Genomic DNA, 22,943 nt, shown 5'->3' on the forward strand with positions numbered 1-22,943 from the left:
AGGTTAATGGAGTAGCAACCTACCCTTTTTCACACGAGGCAAGATATGAGTAAAGGTTTGGATAGCAAAAAGAATAGTAAGAAGAAGCCATTAAAAACGGCAGCCGAAAAACGTGCCGATAAAAAGGCGAAGAAACCACAGGCTGATATTACCTAAGTACTGATATTACCTAAGTAATATGCCATGCTGATAGGGTAAACTCGAAGACGGGTTTACCCTCATAACCGCAGTTGCTAGTTCTTATTCGTGATCGTCCGCAGCCATTTCAAGCACCATCAGCAGAAAAGCATATTCCAACGCAATATCATCGTACCGTTTGAAACGACCGGATTTTCCGCCGTGCCCCGCATCCATATCGGTGTATAGCAGCACCAAACGATCGTCCATTTTGACTTCCCGCAATTTCGCCACCCACTTCGCAGGTTCCCAATACTGAACCTGAGAGTCGTGTAACCCAGTCGTTACCAGTAAATGCGGATAGCGTTGCGCGGTAATGCCATCATAGGGGCTGTATTGTTTTATGTAGTCATAATAGATTTTTTCATTCGGATCGCCCCACTCGTCATACTCTCCGGTCGTCAACGGAATAGACTCATCCAGCATTGTCGTCAGCACATCAACGAATGGAACCTGAGCAACAACGCCCTTAAATAGATCGGGAGCCATGTTCACTACCGCGCCCATCAGTAGTCCGCCCGCACTGCCCCCCATGGCGAACATATTGTCCCTGTCGCCATAACCTTTTTCTATCAATGCCTGAGACACATCAATGAAGTCGGTGAAGGAATGCATTTTATTGAGCAGGCGGCCATCGTCGTACCACTGTTGACCTAGCTCACCGCCACCGCGAATGTGCGTTAAGGCAAAGACAAACCCTCTGTCCAGCAAGCTCAGACGGCTAACGCTAAAATCGGGATCCATACTATGGCTATAAGCGCCATAGCCATAGACCAGTATCGGGTTCTTACCAGGGCTGAAATGGCCGCGATGATAAACGAGGGAAACGGGCACATCGACGCCATCTCGAACCGTGATCCACAAGCGTTCGCTCCGGTAATTGTCTGGGGAGAAATCCTTCACTTCGGCTTGTTTAAGTAACTGCTGCTCCCCCGTATCCAGATTCAATTCATACAGCGTGCTAGGCGTTGTCATTGATGAATAGCCATACCGCATCAATGCGGTTTCTGGCGTAGGGTTGTACGACAGCCACGTCACATAGCTCGCATCATTAAAGGTGATCGCTTTTTCTTCCTGTGTATGCCAGTGAATCTGGCGTAAGCTGGTCAAACCGCGTTCCCTTTCTTCAACCACCAGCCAATCACGGAACAGCTCAAAGCTCTCCAGCACACGGTTTTCACATGGCGCAATCAGCGTTTCCAGCGTTTGCTCATCGGGCTTATCTGAACGGTAGAGGCCAAAATTTTTACCTTCTCGATTGGAACGAAGATAAAACGAGTCCTGATAGTGATCGATGCCATATTCATGATCTTTTCGACGTGGGATGCATACCTGTGGCAACGCATCTGGGCGCGTCACATCGAGCAACAACACCTCACTCGTCGTAGTGCTACTGAGATAAATGGTGATGTAGTGCTCTGATGTCGTTTTGCTCAGGCTAATGTAATAGGTGTCGTCTTTCTCTTCATAGACCAGCTCATCCAACGCCGGGTCGCTCCCCAGACGGTGGCGATAGACCTGATACGGCAACAGCGTTTTCTCATGTTTGCGCACGTAATACAGAACCGTTGAATCCGCCGACCATTCCGCCCCTGCGGTCACATTTTCGATCACATCCGGTAGCCATTCGCCGCTGTTCAGATCGCGAAAACGAAGCGTGTACTGTCGACGGGATAAAAAGTCCTCCGAGAGCGCCAGCAGCGTGTTATCAGGGCTAACCTCAAGCGTGCCGAGACTATAAAACTCATGCCCTTCCGCACGTTGATTCCCATCCAGCAGCGTTTCCCATGCGTCTGTTGCCTGCTCAGGTTGACGCAGATAGATGGCATACTCTTTACCCTGCTCATAGCGACTTTGGTAGCGATAGTCTTTTCTGACATACGGCACAGACATATCCGTCGACGGAATCCGTTTGACCATTTCGTCATACAGCGACCGTTTGCGTGCGTCATGAGGTGCCATGACGGCTTCGCTATAGGCGTTTTCCTGCTTCAGATAGTCCAACACCTGCGGATCGGTACGCTGGTCATCACGCAGCCAGTAATAATTGTCGATACGCGTATCGCCATGCGTACTTAGTGCGTGGGGTCTTTTTTCAGCTTGCGGTGTCTTCATGGCGTCGGATCTCGTTGTCTTGACATAAAATTTTCGCTTTACAAGAAGAGTGGCACGATTGCTAGGCAATGCCAAGCCACGTCCTTGTCTCTTGGTGCGCTTTTGCGCATCGCCTTCCACTGCACGCCCTCTTTAATGCGCACGCAAACGTTTTCGTTTATACTGCGGCCATTTTTCACAACCCGATCAGGTATAAGGTTATGTTAACGATTGGAACCGCCCTGCGTGCGGATGCCACACGAGTGATGCTGCTTGGCTCCGGTGAATTAGGCAAAGAAGTGGCGATTGAGTGTCAGCGCCTGGGTATCGAAGTGATTGCGGTCGATCGCTATGCTGATGCCCCCGCAATGCAGGTTGCGCATCGCAGCCACGTCATCAATATGTTGGATGGCGACGCACTAAAAGCGTTGGTTGAAGCCGAACGCCCTGATTACATCGTGCCGGAAATTGAAGCCATCGCAACCGACATGCTGGTGACGCTGGAAAAACAGGGTCACCATGTTGTTCCTTGTGCCGAAGCCACACGCCTGACGATGAACCGTGAAGGTATCCGTCGTCTGGCGGCTGAAACACTCGGCGTTCCCACTTCCACCTACCGTTTTGCCGACAGCGAAGAGAACTTCCGTCAGGCGGTAGATGCGATTGGCTATCCTTGTATTGTTAAACCGGTCATGAGTTCTTCTGGCAAAGGGCAAAGCCTGATTCGCTCTGCGGAGCAGTTAGATCAGGCGTGGAGCTACGCCCAGCAGGGTGGACGAGCAGGCGGCGGCCGCGTCATCGTGGAAGGGCTGGTTAATTTTGATTTCGAAATCACTCTGCTCACCATCCATGCGGTTGACGGCATTCATTTCTGTGCGCCAATCGGTCATCGACAGGAAGACGGCGACTATCGTGAATCCTGGCAGCCACAGCAGATGAGTGCACTGGCACAGGAACGCGCACAGAAGATGGCCAGCGATGTCGTGAAAGCGCTCGGCGGCTATGGCCTGTTCGGCGTTGAGCTGTTCGTCTGCGGCGATGAGGTTATTTTCAGTGAAGTCTCCCCTCGCCCGCACGATACCGGCATGGTGACGATGATTTCTCAGGATCTGTCCGAGTTTGCGCTGCACGTTCGTGCTTTCCTGGGGCTGCCCATTGGCGCAGTTCGTCAGTATGGCGCATCGGCTTCCGCCGTGATTTTACCGGAACTGGACAGCAACAACGTGCGTTATCAGGGACTGGAAAGCGCACTGCTCCCTCATACACAAATTCGCCTGTTTGGTAAACCGGATATCAGCGGCAAGCGCCGTATGGGTGTCGCATTAGCCAGTGCGGAAACCACGGATGATGCTGTAGCAATCGCCAAGCGCGTTGCAGCGGGTGTAAAAGTCAGCGGCTGATACAAAAAAGGCCACTCTCAGTGAGTGGCCTTTGTCATTCAATCACAAGCAAACTTACGCTTTCGCGCCTGCAACCGCTTCACGCGCCAGTTCAGTAATACGCGCGTAATCACCGCTTTCCAGCGCGTCGTTCGGCACCAGCCATGAACCACCTACGCACAGCACGCTTTTCAGCGCCAGATAGTCGCGGTAGTTATTCGGCGTAATGCCACCAGTTGGGCAGAAACGGATATGAGCAAACGGACCCGCGATCGCCTGAAGCGCTTTTACGCCGCCGTTAGCTTCTGCTGGGAAGAATTTGAACTCACGTAGGCCGTAATCCATACCCAGCATCAGTTCAGACACAGTGCTGATACCTGGAATCAACGGGATGTTACCTTCCGTCGCTGCTTTCAGCAGCGGTTCGGTCAGACCTGGGCTGATAGCAAACTGCGCACCGGCCTCAACGACCGCAGCCAGTTGCTCAGGATTTGTTACCGTACCCGCGCCCACAATGGCTTCAGGTACTTCTTTCGCAATCGCGCGAATCGCTTCGATGGCGCAGTCGGTACGCAATGTCAGTTCCAGAACGCGAACGCCGCCCGCGACTAACGCTTTTGCCATCGGCACCGCGTGTTCCAGTTTGTTGACCACAATCACAGGAACAACGGGACCCGTTGTCAAAATCTGTTCCGCGCTCGTTTTCCAGTTTTTCATCAAAAGTTATCTCCAGTCATGCCCGAAGGCACCATTAATTATATAGCGCGCCCCTGCCACAGGGATCTGCGTCGCCGCAGATGTCCGACCGCACCGTGAGCCATACATTAAAAACTGTGGGATGCCGACCGTCCTCGATCAGCCTCCCCATTACTGACGTATTATCAAAAAATTACTCAAACTCATTCCAGGAACGGCCATCGCGGGTAATCATCGCCACGGATGCCACCGGCCCCCAGCTTCCTGCCTGATACGGCTTCGGTGCATCGTTGTCCATCGCCCACGCATCCATGATGGAATCCACCCATTTCCAGGCTTCCTCAACTTCATCACGGCGGACGAACAGCGCCTGAATCCCACGCATGGTCTCCAACAGCAGACGCTCATAAGCATCCGCTAAATGCTGTTGATTAAAGGTTTCCGAGAAGCTCAGATCCAGTTTTACCGTTTGCAGGCGGTGTTTGTGCTCTAACCCCGGGATTTTGTTCAGAATCTGAATTTCCACACCTTCATCCGGCTGCAAGCGAATGATCAGCTTGTTCTGCGGCAACTGCTGGTAGGAATCATGGAACAGGTTCAGCGCCGGGTTTTTAAAGTACACGACGACTTCTGAACATTTGGTCGGCAGACGTTTACCCGTACGCAGGTAGAACGGCACGCCAGACCAGCGCCAGTCGTCAATATCAACGCGAATCGAGACGAAGGTTTCCGTGCTACTGCTTTTGTTCGCGCCCTCTTCTTCCAGATAGCCCGGCACTTTATGTCCCTGAACAAAACCCGCCGTGTATTGGCCGCGTACGGTCGTTTCATGCACGTTGGAGCGATCGATACGACGCAGTGAACGCAGCACTTTCACTTTTTCATCACGGATGCGATCGGTCGTCAAATCAGACGGCGGTGACATCGCAATCATCGTCAAAATTTGTAACAGGTGGTTCTGGATCATATCGCGCATCTGGCCGGCTTTATCAAAATAGCCCCAGCGCCCTTCAATCCCAACTTCCTCGGCTACCGTGATCTGCACATGGTCGATCGTCCGGTTGTCCCAGTTTGAGGAGAACAGCGAGTTGGCAAAACGCAGCGCCAGCAGGTTCAGAACGGTTTCTTTACCCAGATAGTGGTCGATGCGGTAAACCTGACACTCGTTAAAGAATTCCGCGACCTGATCGTTAATGACGCGAGAAGACGCCAGGTCGGTACCTAGCGGTTTTTCCATTACCACACGCGCTGGCTCTTTATTCAGCCCTGCGGTTCCCAACCCCTTGCAGATCGCACCGAATGTACTAGGCGGCATCGCAAAATAGTTGATGGTGGTACGGTTTTTCTGGTCAAGCATCTTGCCCAGTTTGTTGAAGGCTTTCGTGTCTTCCACATCAAGATTGCAGAAATCCAGCCGACTGCTTAGCGTTTCCCACAACTTATCGTCGATGGCTTCTTTCATAAAGGTGTCAAGCGCTTCGCGCACGACGCGGGTATACTCCGCTTTATCCCAATCCGCACGGCCCACCCCGATAATTCTGGTGTCCGCATGGATGTGGCCTGCTTTTTCCAACTGGTAAAGGGAAGGCAGCAATTTACGGCGTGCCAGATCGCCCTTAGCACCGAAAATAACCAGATCGCACGCTTGGGCTGTTGAAGTTACCGCCATGTTCATCTCCTCGTTGCAGGATGCTGTAATTTTATTACAGCGATAATGTACTCTTTTTGACTACAGCCAGTAAACCCATCATAAAAATGCCAAATAATGGTCGGTATTGACTGAAAACCATGCATAAATCGGTCTGTAGAGTGGCTGAAGTCACTTATGCATTCGCCCTAAAACGAAATTTTTCGTCGTTTCTGACAGCCGATTACTTTTCTGAAAGTTAGACACATGTCATGTTCTGGCAAAAAAAGGACCCAACTTAGCCTGTTGCCCTCTGCCAACCACTACAGGGTCGTAGTATATTTTCACGACGTGCATTTTTTCACGTAACATTTTTTCACGTAATACATGCCAGTTGTACCTTTAGTTGAAATTGGAAAAAACTTACATGGCCCTTGTCGTATGAATATGCTGGAAAAAATCCAGAGTCACCTGGAACTCTTGAGCAAATCAGAAAGAAAAGTTGCTGAAGTGATCCTGAGCACGCCACAGACAGCCATTCACTCCAGCATCGCGACCTTAGCCAAAATGGCCGATGTCAGCGAGCCAACGGTTAATCGTTTCTGTCGCCGCCTTGAAACTAAAGGTTTTCCCGATTTTAAACTACATCTGGCGCAAAGTCTGGCAAACGGTACACCGTATGTGAACCGTAATGTTGAAGAAGATGACAGCGTTGACGCCTATACCAGTAAAATTTTTGAATCCGCCATGGCTGGCCTGGAGCAGGTGAAATCCAGTCTGGATGTCACCGCCGTCAACCGCGCCGTGGATTTGCTGACGCAGGCGAAGAAAATCTCGTTCTTTGGCTTGGGCGCTTCCGCTGCGGTCGCACATGATGCGATGAACAAATTTTTCCGCTTCAATATCCCCGTCGTTTACTTCGACGACATCGTCATGCAGCGAATGAGTTGCATGAATTCCAGCGACGGCGACGTCGTGGTATTAATCTCCCACACAGGCAGAACCAAAAGTCTGGTCGAAATGGCGCAACTGGCACGCGAGAACGACGCGACCGTTATCGCCATCACCTCAGACGGCACGCCGCTGGCGCGTGAAGCGTCGCTGGCCTTGCGGCTTGATGTGCCTGAAGATACCGATGTCTATATGCCAATGGTGTCCCGTATTGCTCAGTTGACGTTAATCGACGTTCTGGCAACAGGGTTCACGCTGCGCCGCGGGGAAAAATTTCGTGATAACCTGAAACGGGTCAAAGAGGCCCTGCGTGAATCACGCTTTGATAAAGACGAGCGGCTGATTAACCCCTTCAGGTGATAGATAAGTTTTACATTGTGCTTTGCTTTTTAGTTATATTTTATACCCTAAATAATTCGAGTTTCAGGCAGGCGGCAAGCGAGGGAGTCCCGATGAGTTTACTCAAGTAAGTGATTCGGGTGAGTAAGCGCAGCCAACGCAAATGAAATTCAAAGTATGACGGGTAATGAAAAATGAGCGGTATCATCAACCTGTTTCATCTTGATATGGCCACAGACTACAGGCATGGAAAGATGGCGGGGATTACCTGTACAGTATGATAATCAGACTCAACACGATGTTCGGATAACGCAGGTGGCATAGTTTTGTTGTACAGTGACATTTTGCACCGTTATTCGACGCTTAATCGCAACACTGCAGCTTCACAAGTGAACGGAGTTATACATGTCCAGACGGCTCAGAAGAACCAAGATTGTTACCACCCTAGGGCCCGCTACCGACCGCGATAATAATCTCGAAAAGATTATCAATGCGGGCGCTAACGTAGTACGCATGAATTTTTCTCACGGCACAGCAGAAGACCATCAATTACGTGCCAATAAAGTTCGTGAAATTGCGGCTAAATTAGGCCGCCACGTTGCCATTCTTGGCGATCTACAGGGTCCAAAGATTCGCGTTTCTACCTTCAAAGAAGGTAAAATTTTCCTGAATATCGGCGACAAATTCTTGCTTGATGCCAATTTAGCGAAAGGCGAAGGCGATAAAGAAAAAGTTGGGATCGATTACAAAGGCTTGCCAAGCGATGTTGTGCCTGGCGACATCCTGTTACTGGATGACGGCCGCGTACAGCTGAAAGTCCTTCAGGTTGAGGGCCTCAAGGTTTACACCGAAGTCACCGTTGGTGGACCGCTGTCTAACAACAAAGGCATCAACAAACTCGGTGGTGGTCTGTCTGCCGAAGCCCTGACGGAAAAAGATAAAGCCGACATTATTACTGCCGCAAAAATTGGCGTCGACTATCTGGCTGTCTCTTTCCCACGTACCGGTGAAGACCTCAACTACGCACGCCGCCTCGCACGCGATGCAGGCTGTAACGCCAAGATCGTATCAAAAGTTGAACGTGCTGAAGCCGTCTGCTCAGATGCCGCAATGGATGACATTATTCTGGCTTCCGACGTGGTGATGGTAGCAAGGGGCGATCTGGGCGTTGAAATCGGCGACCCAGAGCTGGTGGGCATTCAGAAGAAATTGATTCGTCGCGCCCGTCAGTTGAACCGTGCGGTCATTACCGCCACGCAGATGATGGAATCGATGATCACCAACCCGATGCCAACTCGTGCAGAGGTGATGGATGTTGCCAACGCCGTGCTGGATGGCACCGATGCCGTGATGCTGTCAGCGGAAACCGCCGCAGGCCAATATCCGGCTGAAACCGTCGCTGCCATGGCGAAAGTGTGTTTAGGCGCGGAGAAAATCCCAAGCATCAACGTCTCCAAACACCGTCTTGACGTGCAGTTTGATAACACGGAAGAATCCATCGCGATGTCTTCCATGTACGCCGCCAACCATCTGAAAGGGGTTACGGCGCTGATCGCCATGACGGAATCTGGTCGTACCGCCCTGATGATGTCCCGTATCAGTTCCGGTCTGCCAATTTTCGCCATGTCTCGTCATGAGCACACGCTGAACTTGACCGCACTGTACCGTGGGGTTACCCCCGTGCATTTCGACAGCTACACGGACGGCGTTGCTGCCGCTAATGACGCAGTGATCCTGCTGCGTGACAAAGGGTTCCTGATGTCTGGGGATCTGGTCATCGTCACACAAGGTGACATCATGGGTACCGTGGGCACCACCAACACGATTCGCATCCTGCGCGTGGAATAATCAGAGCCATAACCGCTCCGCTGCTGAAGTGGTGGACGGTTCATACCAGCAAAAAGCCGGACGATTTATCGTCCGGCTTTTTTATCTATGCGGCTAGTCAGCCCACGATTATCTACCGTATATACCCTAAATAATTCGAGTTGCGTGACAAAACGTAAGCGTTTTGAACAACGCTTGCGGCGACCCTTCAGGGCGAGGCTCAGAAATGAGCCGAGTATTGCCAACGCACAAGCAGCTTGAAGTATGACGGGTATAAGCTAGTTGCGGTATAAATCATCCCGACAGTACGGTTCAATCTCACCCGGCTTGCGGGTTTTCAACAACTTCAGAATCCAGGTGTACTGTTCAGGATTCGGTTTGACCAGAACTTCCACTTCTTCGTTCATGCGCCGTGCAATATATGCATCATCCGCATCCGTCAAATCGTCCATCGGCGGGCGAATAAACACATCCAGACAACCGTCTTTAGCATTATACACTGGGAACAGCGGCACGATATCAGCACGACACACTTTCATCAGCCGTCCGACGGCAGGCAGCGTTGCCTTATAGGTCGCAAAAAAGTCAACGAATTCGCTGTGCTCAGCGCCATGATCCTGATCGGGCAGGTAATAACCCCAGCATCCAGAGCGCACGGAGCTGATAAACGGTTTTATACCATCGTTACGAGCATGGATGCGGCCACCAAAACGACGGCGTAACCGATTCCACCAGTAGTCCACCAGCGCATTCTTCTGGTTGTGGAACATGGCCGCCATACGCTGGCCGCGCGAGGTCAGCAGCATCGCAGGGATATCAACCCCCCAACCGTGCGGAACCAGAAAGATCACGTTCTTTTCTTGTTCTTTAATGCGATCCAGAATGTCTTCGCCATGCCAGCGAACATATTTCTCGATTTTCTTCGGGTTACGAATTCCCACTTCCACCATCATGATCATCGACTGAGGAGCCGTCGCAAACATGTCATCGATGATAGCTTCGCGCTGTGCTTCCGTTAATTCCGGCATGCAATACAGCAGATTAATACGGGCACGGCGGCGGGCGCCTTTTGATATTCTCCCGACAAAACGCCCCAACCCACCCAGCACCGGATTTCTTAATCGGGCGGGAATATAGGCAGCGAGCGCCATCACACCAACGCCTAACCAAACACCCCAATAGCGCGGATGAAAAAAGGCGCGTTGAAACTGGGGAACAAATTCAGCGTTCGATTTTTTTTCTTTTTCCATGCCTAAACTCTTCAGATCAATCAATAAACATAATCATAATTGCCGCTCGGCGTTTAGCAACACCGACAGCAATTACGCGTCTGCTCGATAATAAAAAATCAGGAACCCGTGTTCGATAAAATGCGCTATAAATGAAAATGCCGGCAGCAAGCCACCGGCATAACATGCAGTCAGTATTATTAATCAAACTTAAGCTGTGGTACCACTTCCTTCACCTGCGCCAGATAATCACTACGCTCTTTACCCGTCAGCCCTTCAGAACGTGGCAGCTTAGCCGTTAACGGGTTTACCGCTTGCTGGTTGATCCAGAATTCGTAGTGCAGATGCGGGCCTGTTGAACGCCCTGTGTTACCGGACAATCCGATACGATCGCCACGTTTCACTTTCTGCCCTGGCTTCACCAGAATGCGGTGCAAGTGCATATAGCGCGTGGTGTACTGGCGACCATGTCGAATAGCAACATAGTTCCCCGCTGCACCGCTGCGTTTCGCGATCACGACTTCTCCATCACCGACGGCCAGAACCGGTGAACCGACCGGCATGGCAAAGTCGACGCCTTTATGCGGCGCGACACGCCCCGTCACTGGATTCAGGCGACGTGGATTAAAGTTGGAGGAAATACGGAATTGTTTCATGGTCGGGAAACGCATAAAACCGCGCGTCAACCCAGAACCTTCACGATCGTAGAATTTACCGTCTTCTGCACGAATAGCGTAATAGTCTTTGCCACCCGTATTCAGACGAACACCGACCAGCTCACTCTGCTCACTTTTACCATCGAGCATTTCACGGGACATCAGAACAGAAAAAGTGTCGTCTTTGCGTAACTTACGGAAATCCAACTGCCATTGAAGCGCCTTGATAACTTCACGCACTTCTGTGCTGGTCAAACCGGCGCTTTTCGCACTACTGACAAAACTGCCCGTTACTCGGCCATTCAGAACGCTATTACGCCACTCGCCTTTCAGCGTTTCAATACGTTCTTTGAAATCAGTACCCACACGCTCATAAATGCGTGTTTCACGACGAGACATCTGCCATGTCAAACTTTGCAGGTCGCCGTTTTCACCCAAATCCCACGAAATTTGCTGACCAATTTTCAGATTCCGCAAATCTTTATTCTGTTCAGCAAGCCGAGTAACATCTGCAATATCAATGCCGTACTGCGTCAAAATGCTGCTTAAGGTATCGCCCGTAGAGACCACGTACTCATGTACGCCGCCTTCATCGGCAACCTTATCATCCAGCTCATCTTGTGGAATCTCGTCATCTGGCGAAGGTTGGTCTATTGGTTCACTGGCTTCAGGCGTCAACGTACGCAGTTGGCTGGTTTCCAGGTCGATATCTTTCACGATGACGGGGGCATCATCGACGTGGGGATAAACAAAAGGCCGCCAAACAGCAACAGCCAATGTTACAACGGTAAGCGACCCCAGCATGACGCGATGGGGCCGAGGTAAGCTGTTATACGCCAGAGCGATAGTTCGGACTATCTGCTGCACTTATTCGTATCCTCATGATTTTTCCTCCAGACAGCTCACATACTGGTTCGATAGCTGCAACAAGAAATCGGCATAGCTATCTCTACCCAGTGCAATATTGCTTCCCAATGGATCGAGCACACCCGAGCGCACGTCGGTTCCCTTGGCAACAGCATTAATAACGGCTGGCCTGAATTGTGGTTCAGCAAAAACGCATACGGCTTTGTGCTCAACCAACTGTGTTCGTATTTGATGTAAACGCTGTGCTCCGGGTTGGATTTCGGGGTTAACCGTGAAGTAACCCAAGGGGCTTAACCCGTAGTGTTTCTCAAAATAACCATAGGCATCATGGAACACGAAATACCCTTTACCCTGCACAGGCGCTAGCATCTTAACAATTTTTTCATCTGCTTGCCCGATTTTATCCGTGAAATAAAGCAGATTCGCGTCTAGTTTGTCCTTATTCTGAGGCATAAGTTCCAATAATTTTGCATGAATGGCCATTGCCGCCTGTTTTGTCATCTCCGGCGACAGCCAAATGTGCATATTATATTCGCCATGATGGTGGCCATCATCGCCGTCATCATGGACTGCATGGCTATGATCGTGGCCTTTTTCATGGTCATCATGCGCCTGTTCATGACCATCCTCATGATCGTGTCCGGCCTCTTTTTCCAGCTCAGATTTAATCGCTGGCAGCGCGGAAAGCGCAATCTGCTTTTCAGGTGAGACTTTCGCTAACGGCTTCCCGAGAAAGGCTTCCATTTCCGGCCCGACCCAAATCACCAGTTCAGCAGACTGTAAACGCTGGACATCAGACGGGCGCAGGGCATAATCGTGGGGCGACGCGCCATCAGGTAACAAAACCTCAGTGGGCGTCACGCCATCGGCAATAGCCGACGCAATGAATCCTAAAGGACGAATTGACGTAATGACCGCAGCGGATGCCGCGCTGATTGACATCCCGCTTGCGAGTAGCGCGCTGGCAACAAACACATTTTTTAACCATTTTTTTTGCTGAATAGATTGCTGCATGAAAGTCGATCCCATCGATTTTTATGGTGTTGTTTGTTATATTATAACGTTACATGGGTTATGCAAACCGAATTCTATGTCCACATTGGTATCACTTAATAATATTTCAGTTACATTTGGCAGCCGCAAGGTTCTGTCAGATATTTCTCTTACCTTGCAGGCAGGTCGAATTCTGACGCTGCTCGGGCCGAATGGCGCAGGGAAATCGACGCTGGTGCGCGTGGTATTAGGGCTACTTGCCCCCACCTCCGGTTCACTGGTACGAGATCCAGCGCTGCGTATCGGCTACGTTCCGCAGAAACTGCATCTGGATACAACCCTGCCCTTGACCGTCAGCCGTTTTATGCAACTGCGCCCCGGCGTGAAAAAGCAGGATATTTTACCAGCGCTCAAGCGGGTTCAGGCTGCACATCTGCTGGAGCAGCCGATGCAGAAACTTTCCGGTGGCGAAACCCAGCGAGTCCTGCTGGCACGCGCGCTGCTCAACCAGCCCCAACTGCTGGTACTGGATGAGCCGACGCAGGGTGTCGACGTCAATGGGCAACTCGCGCTGTACGATCTCATTAACCAATTGCGGCAAGAATTCCACTGCGGCGTGCTGATGGTGTCGCACGATTTACATTTGGTGATGGCGAAAACCGATGAAGTCCTTTGTCTTAATCAACATGTTTGCTGCTCCGGCACGCCAGAAGTGGTTTCGCTTCATCCCAAATTTTTAGCGATGTTCGGCCACCGCGGCACAGAGCAATTGGCAATTTATCGCCATCATCATAATCATCGTCACGACCTACAGGGACGTATCATTTTGAAGAGACAAGGTGGAAACGACGCATGATAGAACTGCTGTTTCCCGGTTGGCTGGCGGGGATGTTGCTGGCGATTGCGGCTGGCCCACTCGGTTCATTCGTCGTCTGGCGACGGATGTCTTACTTCGGTGACACGCTGGCACACGCCTCTTTACTCGGCGTCGCCTTCGGCCTGCTGCTGAACATCAACCTGTTTGCTGCCGTTATTGCCGTGACGCTCATTCTGGCGTTGGGTCTCGTCTGGCTGGAGCGACGTCCCTATCTGGCTATCGATACGCTACTCGGCATCATGGCACACAGCGCCCTGTCGCTTGGATTAGTGGTCGTCAGCTTGATGAATAACGTGCGCATAGATTTGATGGCTTACCTGTTTGGCGATTTGCTCTCTGTCACGACAGAGGATCTGTGGATCATCGCTGCTGGTGTTATCGTTGTGATTGCCATTATGTGCTGGCAATGGCGCGCACTACTTTCTATGACGATCAGCCCAGAGCTGGCGCACGTCGATGGCGTCAAACTACAGCGCACCAAGCTGCTCCTGATGCTGACCACCGCGTTAACGATTGGTATCGCCATGAAATTTGTGGGTGCGCTGATCATTACATCACTGCTGATTATTCCAGCTGCCAGTGCCAGACGCTTTGCACGGACGCCGGAACAAATGGCAAGTATCGCGATTATTGTTGGAATGATTGCCGTGACAGGTGGTTTAGCGTTCTCAGCTGGCTACAATACGCCCGCAGGGCCATCGGTGGTGCTGTGCGCATCGCTGCTTTTTATTGTCAGCCTGATTAAGCGACAACCTGCCTAGCTTAACAATCACTTCATAGTACAAACACTCAATAGTAAAAAGCCCTTCCGAATACGTGATTCAGAAGGGCTCTTGAAGACGGCACAAGCCGCGTTTATTGCCGGTTAGCCATATCTGGAATGATTAAATCACCCCGCAAGACATACGAACCCAGCACATCCTGGGTTTTCTCGTTGAGCCACGACACGATTCTGGCCGCCACTGCATCCATCGAATATTCGATTGCTGGTATCGCCGGAATGCCCGGAATATCGAGAGACCCTGCCAGACTGAATACCATGATGTCTTTTGGCACGGATTTATTAAACGCCTGAAGCTGCGTAATAACACGTTTGGCTTCCAGCTCATCCGCCACCAAAAGCGCATTGAAATTCAGCGTCGTGCTGTTATTGAGCAGCACTTGCAGCGCCACCGATGACGATGAAGACGCATCCATAAAAATCAGGTTGCGGTTAAACGGTAAGAAGTTATTTTCCAGCGCCCGCTTATACCCTAACAGCACCTGTTCTGCTGAACTGCTCGCGGCTGGATTGATCAACGCAATTTGCCGTCTTCCTTGCCGAATCAGGTAATTACACGCAGTTTCCGTGGCGAAAGCGTGATCGAATTGCAGGCTGTTCGTGGTATCCGTTTCCATACAATCGATCAGAATGATGTTCTTATCGGCCAGATTCAGCGGAAAGCGCGCGCCGATGACTAAAATGTCATCACACAGGCCACTGGTCAGCTCATCAAGCACATTCATCACTTCAGCCCTGCTGCTGGCGAACCGCAACAAGAGATGCTTTTGATGTCGGCTAAAGTGTTTTTCCAGCGCATAAAGGTAGCCGGTCGTCTGGTTGATGTTGTCCTGAGCGCAAATGACACCAATACATCCGGTTGATTGACTTAACAGTGATTGGGCGATGACATTCGGCCGATATTTAAGTTCATCAACCGCTTTTAACACTGCAAGACGGCTAGCTTCCTTTACGCCGCGTGAACCACTCAACACCCGGGAGACTGTGGCTTTGGACACCCCAGCTAAACGCGATACATCGTTGATTGTAGACATCATTTGCCCCTGAAAAACGCTAAATCTGACTCAAAACCCTGAACACCAACCACGTATTGCATTGCTTCGCAGTATAACCGTTTCTATCCAGCATGGAAACCGATTATCCGTTTAACATCCAATACGTATTTCTGCCAATAAGATGTGATGCAAATCTAATTAATACCGCCAGAAATCATCACATCTTGACGGTCATCACACTTCTCTTTTCTTTGCATGGAAAACGGTTTCCATATGATATCCAATCATCTTAGCAATAACTTTTTACATTGTGCTTGGCGGAAAATGCGGTCCGCAGCGGAAGAAAAAATAACAGGTATAGGATCACATTTATAAAAGGCTGCCACACGCGACATTCCCGTAAGATTTTTAGATACAATGAGTTACGGCGTACAACGTGGCGATAACATACTGGGTGACGAGCTGTCGCTGCTACGGCGACACATGAAAAGGTGTTCACATGAGTTCCTTATATCAATCAATGATTGCCGCTATCGAACAATCGATTACCCCGCTTGCAGGGCGTTTGGGGCAGCAAAAGTATGTGATCGCTATCCGTGATGGTTTTACCGCCGCGCTACCTTTTATGATCATCGGCTCGTTTATGCTGGTGTTTATTTTCCCTCCGTTTTCCGCCGATACGACCGTCGGATTTGCCCGTACCTGGCTGGATTTTTCTATTACCTATCGCGAACAGTTGATGCTGCCTTTCGAACTCAGCATGGGCTTGATGACATTTTTCATCTCCGTAGGCGTGGGTGCCAGCCTAGGAAGACAGCTTAATCTCGATTCCGTGATGTCGGGCCTGCTGGCGTTTATGGCTTTCCTGCTTGTCGCCGCGCCTTACGCCGATGACAAAATTTCCACCGAATATCTGTCAGGACAAGGGATCTTCACCGCTTTGCTGACCTCCATCTACGCCACCCAAGTTTATGCGGCGCTGAAACAACACAACATTACTATTCGCTTACCGAAAGAAGTCCCGACGGGGGTCGCTCGCTCGTTTGAAATCCTCATTCCCGTGTTGGTGATTGTCGCAACGCTGCATCCGCTCAATCTCTTCATTGAAGTGCAAACAGGCATGATCATTCCCGAAGCGATTATGCACCTGCTAGCACCGCTGGTTTCCGCCTCAGACTCGCTGCCTGCCATTCTTCTGTCTGTGCTGCTGTGCCAGCTTTTCTGGTTCTCGGGGATCCACGGTTCGCTGATTGTCACGGGCATCATGAATCCATTCTGGATGACCAATCTAGCCGTAAATCAGGCTGCGCTGGCAGCCGGTGAAGTCTTGCCACATATTTATTTACAGGGTTTTTGGGATCACTATCTGTTGATTGGCGGCGTCGGCTCGACGCTACCGCTTGCATTTCTGCTGTTACGCAGCAAGGTCACGCATTTGCGGACCATCGGCAAAATGGGCGTCGTACCCAGTTTCTTTAACATCAACGAGCCGATCATGTTCGGTGCCCCCATCATTATGAACCCGATGCTGTTCCTCCCTTTTGTCTTCGTACCGATGGTTAACGCCGTGCTGGCTTACACCGCAACCAAGATGGGATGGCTGGCGCAGGTGGTGTCGTTAACACCGTGGACCACACCGGCCCCCATTGGTGCATCGTGGGCCGCAAACTGGAGTTTCAGCCCGCTAATCATGTGCCTGCTGTGCATGGTGTTTTCCGCGCTGATGTATTTGCCGTTCCTGCGAGCTTATGAACGCACATTAATGAAAACCGAGGAGCAAAAAATACAAGGCGATATTTCGCTGACGAAAACAGTGAGCAGTAATTAATGGGATTAATAAAAACAGCGATAGATATTAAATAGAAGAAAGAAAATAAAGCGTTTAGGGTCGGAATATTTTTATTATTCGCTTTCATCGACCCGGACGACATTCAAGAACGCGGCATAAAGAATACGTGCTGCGAATATTCGTTCACATAAAAATAGGTCATATGATGATTACATTAGAAGATGCAGTAATGGAAATTATCGTCAATGCGGGACAGTCACGCAGTCTGTGTTTTGAAGCGCTACATGCTGCGCGTAAAGGTAACATTGATGAAGCCAAAAATCTGTTGAAGGAAGCCGATGGTTACGCGCGCAAAGCCCACCATATGCAGACCAAGCTGATCGAACAGGATGCGGGAGAAGCCAGACAGCCGATGACATTAATTATGGTTCATGCTCAAGACCATTTAATGACATCACTGCTCGCCCGCGAATTATCAGAAGAGATTATTCATCTCTATCAGCGGCAATAGTTCATTTTAATACCCTTATAGGGAGGGTCGATTACGTCAGTCATTTAATTACGCCGTACCCGTTGAAAAAATAACAATCACCTTGTTCTGAGCGCCGTGTCATTATTCACGCCAATCAGAGCGGGATGGTTATTGTCTGAAAATAACTTACCGAGTTGAGATGACGATGAAAAATTCCAAAAAACTGCCCGTTACGCTGGCGGTGCTGGCTGCCCTTTGCTCCGGTTCCGCATTCGCACAAGAAACGATTACTCAAGAGCAATTAGATCGTATCGTTGCTCAGGCCGTAGAAAAAGCGCTGGCGGAGCGTCAGGCCAAATTAGACGCGATTGCCAGTAAACAGGTCGATCCGCTGACGACGCCCGACGCCCCCAAAACACCTGACATGGCGATACCTTATGGCATCAACTTTACTGGCTATGCGCGTTACGGTGCGCAATTCCAGAGCGGTGACCAAAAATATGTTGCAGTTGACGGCTCCTATAACGGTGCCTCCGCACTGGGCCGTCTGGGCAACGAAGGCAATGGCGGTGAATTCCAGCTTTCCAAGGCTTTCAAAAGTAATAACGGCGCAATCTGGGATGTCGTCGTGATGATCGACCACTGGGGTGACGAAGTTAACCTGAAAAAAGCCTATGCAGGCGTTACCAACCTTTTTGCTTCCCAGCCAAATGCCTATCTCTGGGCAGGACGTGATTTCCACCAGCGCCCACAGCAAGGTATTAACGACTACTTCTGGATGAACCATGACGGCCAGGGCGCGGGGATAAAGAATTTTGATCTCGGTGGTATTCAATTCGATGTGGCGGCCGTTGCTGCCGTGGAATCCTGTAACCCCGAAGTGATCACGAATAATGCGAACCCCTCACGCATCAGCTGTACCGGCAGTTCCGGCACGGGCGATAAAGGTAATTACGCACTGACGTCCAAAGTACATGGCATCAAGTTGGGGCCGTTGGATCTTGCGCTGTACGCGAACTACGGTTTTGACTCGAAAGCGGTGGATAACGATGCACGACTGAAAGCCTGGCAAGGCGGCGCGGTCCTGAGCCACACGGGGAAAAATAGCCTCAATCAGTTTATCACTCGCTACTCGGACAATGCGGATAACAGCGTTTACAACAAAACGGACAACCTGAAAACCTTCTATGCCAGCTTTGAAGGTAAATACAAATTCACGCCGCAAACGCAGGTCGAATATCTGCTGGCCTACCACGACTACTCGAATGACTCAGCCAGTCAGGACGATCGTCGTAACTACAATGCCATCGTTCGCCCGATGTATTTCTGGAATGATGTGCATTCCACCTGGCTTGAAGCGGGCTATCAACATGTAGATTACGGTCAGGGTGGTGATAACAAAGGGTGGAAGCTGACGCTTTCCCAGAATGTCTCGATCGCCATGGGGCCGGAGTTCAGACCGATGCTGCGCTTCTACGTCACTGGCGGGGAAGTCGATAACAAACACACCGCGCGGACAACGACCGGCGTCAACACGCAGCTCGATTCGTTCAACGTTGGGGCAATGTGGGAAGCCTGGTTCTAATCACATAAACGTAGGGAGACCTCGTGGTCTCCCTGAATAGGGAAAGCATTTCTTAGGCGATACGCTTTTTCACCCGTTAACCTAAATCTTCACGCGTTAAGCCAAAATGCCGATAGGCATGCTGCGTCGCCATGCGACCGCGTGGCGTACGCTGAATGAACCCTTGCTGAATCAGAAACGGCTCCAGTACGTCTTCAATCGTTTCGCGCTCTTCACCAATTGCTGCCGCTAAATTGTCCAGCCCGACGGGGCCGCCCATGAATTTATCGATGATCGCCAACAGCAGCTTACGGTCCATGTAGTCAAAGCCTTCGGTATCTACCGCCAGCATATCCAGTGCCTGTATCGCCACATCACCGGTAATCGCCCCTTCTGACTTAACTTCGGAGAAATCACGCACCCGTCGCAATAATCGGTTAGCAATACGCGGCGTACCCCGCGCGCGCCTCGCCACTTCAAGCGCCCCCTCAGATGTCAGATCCAGCCCTAAACACTGTGCGCTACGGCTGACGATATACTGCAAGTCCGCGACTTTATAAAATTCCAGACGCTGCACAATGCCGAAACGATCGCGCAATGGCGAGGTTAACGAGCCTGCACGCGTCGTTGCGCCAATCAGCGTGAAAGGCGGTAAATCGAGTTTGATCGAACGGGCGGCAGGCCCTTCACCGATCATGATATCCAACTGATAATCTTCCATCGCCGGATACAGCACTTCTTCCACAACGGGCGACAGACGGTGGATTTCATCGATGAACAGCACGTCATGCGGTTCAAGATTAGTCAGCAACGCCGCGAGGTCGCCGGCTTTTTCCAGCACTGGGCCCGATGTCGTGCGCATATTCACGCCCATCTCGTTAGCAACAATATTCGCCAGCGTCGTTTTACCCAGACCGGGGGGACCAAAAATTAGCAGATGATCCAGCGCATCCCCACGTTTGCGAGCTGCCTGGATAAAAATTTCCATCTGCTCACGCACCTGCGGCTGCCCCACATACTCGGTGAGCAATTTAGGGCGGATCGCACGGTCGATAAATTCCTCTTCGGGAACGGCATCAGCGGAGATCAAACGATCGGCTTCTATCATGAATACCTCACAGCGCCGCGCGCAGTGCATCCCTGATTAGGGTTTCACAGTCAGCATCGGGACGCGCAATCTTGGAAATCATGCGGCTAGCTTCCTGTGGTTTGTAACCTAGCGCAACCAATGCTGCTGCAGCTTCCGCTTCAGGTTCGCCAACGCGACTGTCTGCGGTAGCGGGCGATGCCAGCGGAATATCGCTGACTGGATTAAACAGATCGCCGCTCAAGCCCTTAAAGCGATCTTTCATTTCAACAACCAATCTTTCCGCCGTTTTCTTACCGACGCCCGGAAGTTTAATCAACGCACCGATTTCTTCACGCTCAACGGCGCTGACAAACTGTGTCGCGGACATCCCAGAGAGAATTGCCAGCGCCAGCTTCGGCCCGACACCATTCACTTTAATCAGCTCACGGAACAGCGCTCTCTCCTGCTTATCATTAAAGCCGAACAGCAACTGTGCATCTTCGCGGACAACAAAATGGGTAAAGATGACCGCTTCCTGATTGAGTTCAGGGAGTTCGTAAAAGCACGTCATCGGCATATGGACTTCGTAACCCACGCCGTTAGCTTCTATCAGCACCTGCGGCGGCTGTTTTTCCAGAATAATGCCTCTGAGACGACCTATCACGTTGCGCTTCCTTTTACATAGGGAATGAATGGCTTGAAGTATGACGAGTATATAGCATAAAAAAGGCTGGATGAATATCCAGCCTTCTGTTTCAGCGCAGTCTTCCTGCCAGCGGGTTCACTTTCGCCGCCGCTGTTCGCAGCAGGCTTTGGCTAAAGTGGCAGTGAGTAATGGCAATCGCCAGCGCGTCGGCGGCATCCGCCTGCGGGCTGGCCGACAGTTTCAGCAGTGAGCGAACCATATGCTGCACCTGCTTTTTATCCGCCGCGCCCGTTCCTACCACCGTTTGTTTCACCAGCCGTGCCGCGTATTCAAACACGGGCAGATCCTGATTCACACCGGCAACGATGGCCACACCGCGCGCCTGCCCCAGCTTCAAGGCTGAATCCGGGTTTTTCGCCATGAAAACCTGCTCAATCGCCATACAGTCTGGGCGAAATTGCGTAATGATTTCACTGACGCCAGCATAAATCAGCTTCAGCCGCGTGGGCATATCATCCACCACGGTACGGATACAGCCACTGCCGAGGTACGTCAGATGGCGCCCCTGTTGACGGATAATACCATAGCCCGTCACGCGCGAACCGGGGTCGATACCTACTATTATTGTCATAGTGCTACGATTGCCATGGTGCCGATTCGCCCGTGTGGATAGCTGTTGCTACGTTGCATTACCGACCTGCCATTACAGCAGTTCAGCTATCTCATCGGAGATTTCACCGTTATGGTAAACCTCCTGCACATCGTCGCAGTCTTCCAGCATGTCGATCAGACGCATCAGTTTCGGTGCCGTTTCTGCATCCATATCCGCTTTGGTAGACGGAATCATCGACACTTCCGCAGATTCTGCTTTCAGGCCAGCCGCATCCAACGCATCTTTCACATCACCGAACGTTTCCCACGGCGTGAAGACGTCAATCGCACCGTCGTCATACGTCACAACGTCATCGGCACCGGCTTCCAACGCTGCATCCATCACCGCATTTTCATCCAGACCCGGCGCATAAGAAATGACGCCTTTCTTGGTGAAGAGGTACGACACGGAGCCATCGGTGCCCAGGTTACCGCCAGTTTTCGTAAACGCATGGCGCACTTCGGAAACGGTACGGTTACGGTTGTCACTCAGGCATTCCACCATGACAGCGGTACCGCCTGGGCCATAGCCTTCATAAATGATGGTTTCCATGTTGGCATCATCATCACCGCCGACACCACGGGCAATCGCGCGGTTCAACGTATCGCGCGTCATGTTGTTGGACAGTGCTTTATCGATCGCAGCGCGCAGACGTGGGTTAGAACCCGGATCGCCACCGCCCAAACGGGCTGCAGTGACCAACTCGCGGATAATCTTGGTAAAGATTTTACCGCGTTTGGCGTCCTGTGCTGCTTTACGATGTTTTGTGTTAGCCCACTTACTATGACCTGCCATAAAAATCTCCGAAAAAAGCCTGTTCAGGCCGGATAAATAACAAATTCCTCAATCGCCTGCCGATTGCTCCAAGACTTGGTCAACTGAGCCGCATGGGGCACATCCAACCAATGGTAAGCAAGATGCTCGGATAATTGCACCTCCCGCTCAGCAGGTAACGCCAGACAAAACCAGTGTTCGGTATTGTGCGTGACCCCCGGCGCATAGCGACGTCTCAAATGAGCAAATAGCTCAAACTCAATACAGCGCTGACAGTCAAAGAGTGATAACGCTTCCGCGGATATATCGATGTTAACTTCTTCTTTGACTTCACGCTGTGCAGCATACGGCGCGCTTTCCCCTTCCTCTATGCTGCCAGTTACCGACTGCCAGAATTCAGGGTCGTCACGCCGCTGCAACATCAGCACCCGCCCGGTGTCACGGGCATAGATCACCACCAGAACCGAAACGGGTCGCTTGTATACCATC

At 51.1% G+C, this 22,943-nt stretch carries 20 protein-coding genes; 8 read left to right on the forward strand and 12 right to left on the reverse strand.

The genetic code is table 11. The features are described from left to right. Nucleotides 1–240: 240 nt before the first annotated feature. Complete coding sequence (locus tag K7X24_RS03310) at nucleotides 241–2,292, reverse strand: S9 family peptidase (RefSeq protein WP_224552978.1); 2,052 nt, start codon at nucleotides 2,290–2,292, stop codon at nucleotides 241–243. Between the two features lie 200 nt (nucleotides 2,293–2,492). Between K7X24_RS03310 and purT the strand changes: the two genes are divergently transcribed. Then, entirely contained in the window at nucleotides 2,493–3,671 is a 1,179-nt protein-coding gene (purT, locus tag K7X24_RS03315; protein WP_161509378.1) for a formate-dependent phosphoribosylglycinamide formyltransferase, read from the forward strand. A gap of 54 nt (nucleotides 3,672–3,725) precedes the next feature. On the opposite strand, the gene K7X24_RS03320 is transcribed toward purT, so the two are convergent. Together K7X24_RS03320 and zwf are read right to left on the reverse strand one after the other, a co-directional pair. Then, nucleotides 3,726–4,367: a bifunctional 4-hydroxy-2-oxoglutarate aldolase/2-dehydro-3-deoxy-phosphogluconate aldolase gene (locus tag K7X24_RS03320; RefSeq protein WP_211023458.1), complete on the reverse strand. Its 642-nt coding sequence runs from the start codon at nucleotides 4,365–4,367 to the stop codon at nucleotides 3,726–3,728. A gap of 172 nt (nucleotides 4,368–4,539) precedes the next feature. Beyond that, nucleotides 4,540–6,015, reverse strand: coding sequence for a glucose-6-phosphate dehydrogenase (gene zwf / locus K7X24_RS03325; protein WP_039480464.1), 1,476 nt, complete (start codon nucleotides 6,013–6,015; stop codon nucleotides 4,540–4,542). A 399-nt stretch (nucleotides 6,016–6,414) separates the two neighbouring features. Here zwf and K7X24_RS03330 point away from each other — a divergent pair, with 399 nt between their 5' ends. Next, on the forward strand, nucleotides 6,415–7,284 hold the full coding sequence (locus K7X24_RS03330) for a MurR/RpiR family transcriptional regulator (RefSeq protein WP_010275858.1): 870 nt from the start codon (nucleotides 6,415–6,417) through the stop codon (nucleotides 7,282–7,284). Nucleotides 7,285–7,668: 384 nt separating this feature from the next. Then, a complete protein-coding gene (pyk, locus tag K7X24_RS03335) occupies nucleotides 7,669–9,111 on the forward strand; it encodes a pyruvate kinase (protein WP_011094029.1) in 1,443 nt (480 codons plus the stop codon). A gap of 257 nt (nucleotides 9,112–9,368) precedes the next feature. Here the strand turns inward: pyk and lpxM are convergent, their stop codons facing one another. The 3 genes from lpxM to znuA all read right to left on the reverse strand — a co-directional run bounded on the left by lpxM (nucleotide 9,369) and on the right by znuA (nucleotide 12,856). After that, a complete protein-coding gene (gene lpxM / locus K7X24_RS03340) occupies nucleotides 9,369–10,340 on the reverse strand; it encodes a lauroyl-Kdo(2)-lipid IV(A) myristoyltransferase (RefSeq protein ID WP_224552980.1) in 972 nt (323 codons plus the stop codon). Between the two features lie 179 nt (nucleotides 10,341–10,519). Beyond that, nucleotides 10,520–11,842: a murein DD-endopeptidase MepM gene (mepM, locus tag K7X24_RS03345; protein WP_224552982.1), complete on the reverse strand. Its 1,323-nt coding sequence runs from the start codon at nucleotides 11,840–11,842 to the stop codon at nucleotides 10,520–10,522. A 12-nt stretch (nucleotides 11,843–11,854) separates the two neighbouring features. Further along, entirely contained in the window at nucleotides 11,855–12,856 is a 1,002-nt protein-coding gene (gene znuA, locus K7X24_RS03350) for a zinc ABC transporter substrate-binding protein ZnuA (protein WP_224552983.1), read from the reverse strand. A 76-nt stretch (nucleotides 12,857–12,932) separates the two neighbouring features. Here znuA and znuC point away from each other — a divergent pair, with 76 nt between their 5' ends. Together znuC and znuB are read left to right on the forward strand one after the other, a co-directional pair. Further along, nucleotides 12,933–13,691 carry a zinc ABC transporter ATP-binding protein ZnuC gene (gene znuC, locus K7X24_RS03355; RefSeq protein WP_224552986.1) on the forward strand — a complete coding sequence of 253 codons (759 nt, stop codon included), beginning with the start codon at nucleotides 12,933–12,935 and terminating at the stop codon, nucleotides 13,689–13,691. Continuing rightward, nucleotides 13,688–14,473 (forward strand): zinc ABC transporter permease subunit ZnuB, encoded by a 786-nt coding sequence (znuB, locus tag K7X24_RS03360; RefSeq protein WP_224552987.1) that lies wholly within the window; start codon nucleotides 13,688–13,690, stop codon nucleotides 14,471–14,473. Before znuC ends, znuB begins: the two co-directional genes overlap by 4 nt. Nucleotides 14,474–14,567: 94 nt before the next feature. On the opposite strand, the gene K7X24_RS03365 is transcribed toward znuB, so the two are convergent. Continuing rightward, nucleotides 14,568–15,527 carry a LacI family DNA-binding transcriptional regulator gene (locus tag K7X24_RS03365; protein ID WP_224552989.1) on the reverse strand — a complete coding sequence of 320 codons (960 nt, stop codon included), beginning with the start codon at nucleotides 15,525–15,527 and terminating at the stop codon, nucleotides 14,568–14,570. 460 nt (nucleotides 15,528–15,987) lie between these two features. On the opposite strand from K7X24_RS03365, the gene K7X24_RS03370 reads away from it, so the two are divergent. The 3 genes from K7X24_RS03370 (at nucleotide 15,988) to K7X24_RS03380 (ending at nucleotide 19,334) form a co-directional block, all read left to right on the forward strand. Beyond that, a complete protein-coding gene (locus K7X24_RS03370; RefSeq protein ID WP_224552991.1) occupies nucleotides 15,988–17,316 on the forward strand; it encodes a PTS sugar transporter subunit IIC in 1,329 nt (442 codons plus the stop codon). 166 nt (nucleotides 17,317–17,482) lie between these two features. Then, nucleotides 17,483–17,788 carry a PTS lactose/cellobiose transporter subunit IIA gene (locus K7X24_RS03375; protein WP_138255298.1) on the forward strand — a complete coding sequence of 102 codons (306 nt, stop codon included), beginning with the start codon at nucleotides 17,483–17,485 and terminating at the stop codon, nucleotides 17,786–17,788. A gap of 166 nt (nucleotides 17,789–17,954) precedes the next feature. Continuing rightward, on the forward strand, nucleotides 17,955–19,334 hold the full coding sequence (locus K7X24_RS03380; RefSeq protein ID WP_103860836.1) for a carbohydrate porin: 1,380 nt from the start codon (nucleotides 17,955–17,957) through the stop codon (nucleotides 19,332–19,334). A 76-nt stretch (nucleotides 19,335–19,410) separates the two neighbouring features. Here K7X24_RS03380 and ruvB read toward each other — a convergent pair whose 3' ends face one another. The 5 genes from ruvB to nudB all read right to left on the reverse strand — a co-directional run bounded on the left by ruvB (nucleotide 19,411) and on the right by nudB (nucleotide 22,942). Next, a complete protein-coding gene (gene ruvB / locus K7X24_RS03385) occupies nucleotides 19,411–20,421 on the reverse strand; it encodes a Holliday junction branch migration DNA helicase RuvB (RefSeq protein ID WP_224552993.1) in 1,011 nt (336 codons plus the stop codon). A gap of 7 nt (nucleotides 20,422–20,428) precedes the next feature. Beyond that, nucleotides 20,429–21,046, reverse strand: coding sequence for a Holliday junction branch migration protein RuvA (gene ruvA, locus K7X24_RS03390; protein ID WP_010307916.1), 618 nt, complete (start codon nucleotides 21,044–21,046; stop codon nucleotides 20,429–20,431). Nucleotides 21,047–21,137: 91 nt separating this feature from the next. Next, complete coding sequence (gene ruvC, locus K7X24_RS03395) at nucleotides 21,138–21,659, reverse strand: crossover junction endodeoxyribonuclease RuvC (RefSeq protein ID WP_010307920.1); 522 nt, start codon at nucleotides 21,657–21,659, stop codon at nucleotides 21,138–21,140. Between the two features lie 72 nt (nucleotides 21,660–21,731). Further along, nucleotides 21,732–22,475: a YebC/PmpR family DNA-binding transcriptional regulator gene (locus tag K7X24_RS03400; protein WP_224552995.1), complete on the reverse strand. Its 744-nt coding sequence runs from the start codon at nucleotides 22,473–22,475 to the stop codon at nucleotides 21,732–21,734. A 23-nt stretch (nucleotides 22,476–22,498) separates the two neighbouring features. Continuing rightward, nucleotides 22,499–22,942, reverse strand: a complete 444-nt coding sequence (gene nudB / locus K7X24_RS03405) for a dihydroneopterin triphosphate diphosphatase (protein ID WP_224553334.1) — start codon at nucleotides 22,940–22,942, stop codon at nucleotides 22,499–22,501. Nucleotide 22,943: the final 1 nt, after the last annotated feature.

The organism is Pectobacterium versatile, from assembly GCF_020166435.1.
Classification (GTDB): Bacteria; Pseudomonadota; Gammaproteobacteria; order Enterobacterales; family Enterobacteriaceae; genus Pectobacterium; species Pectobacterium versatile.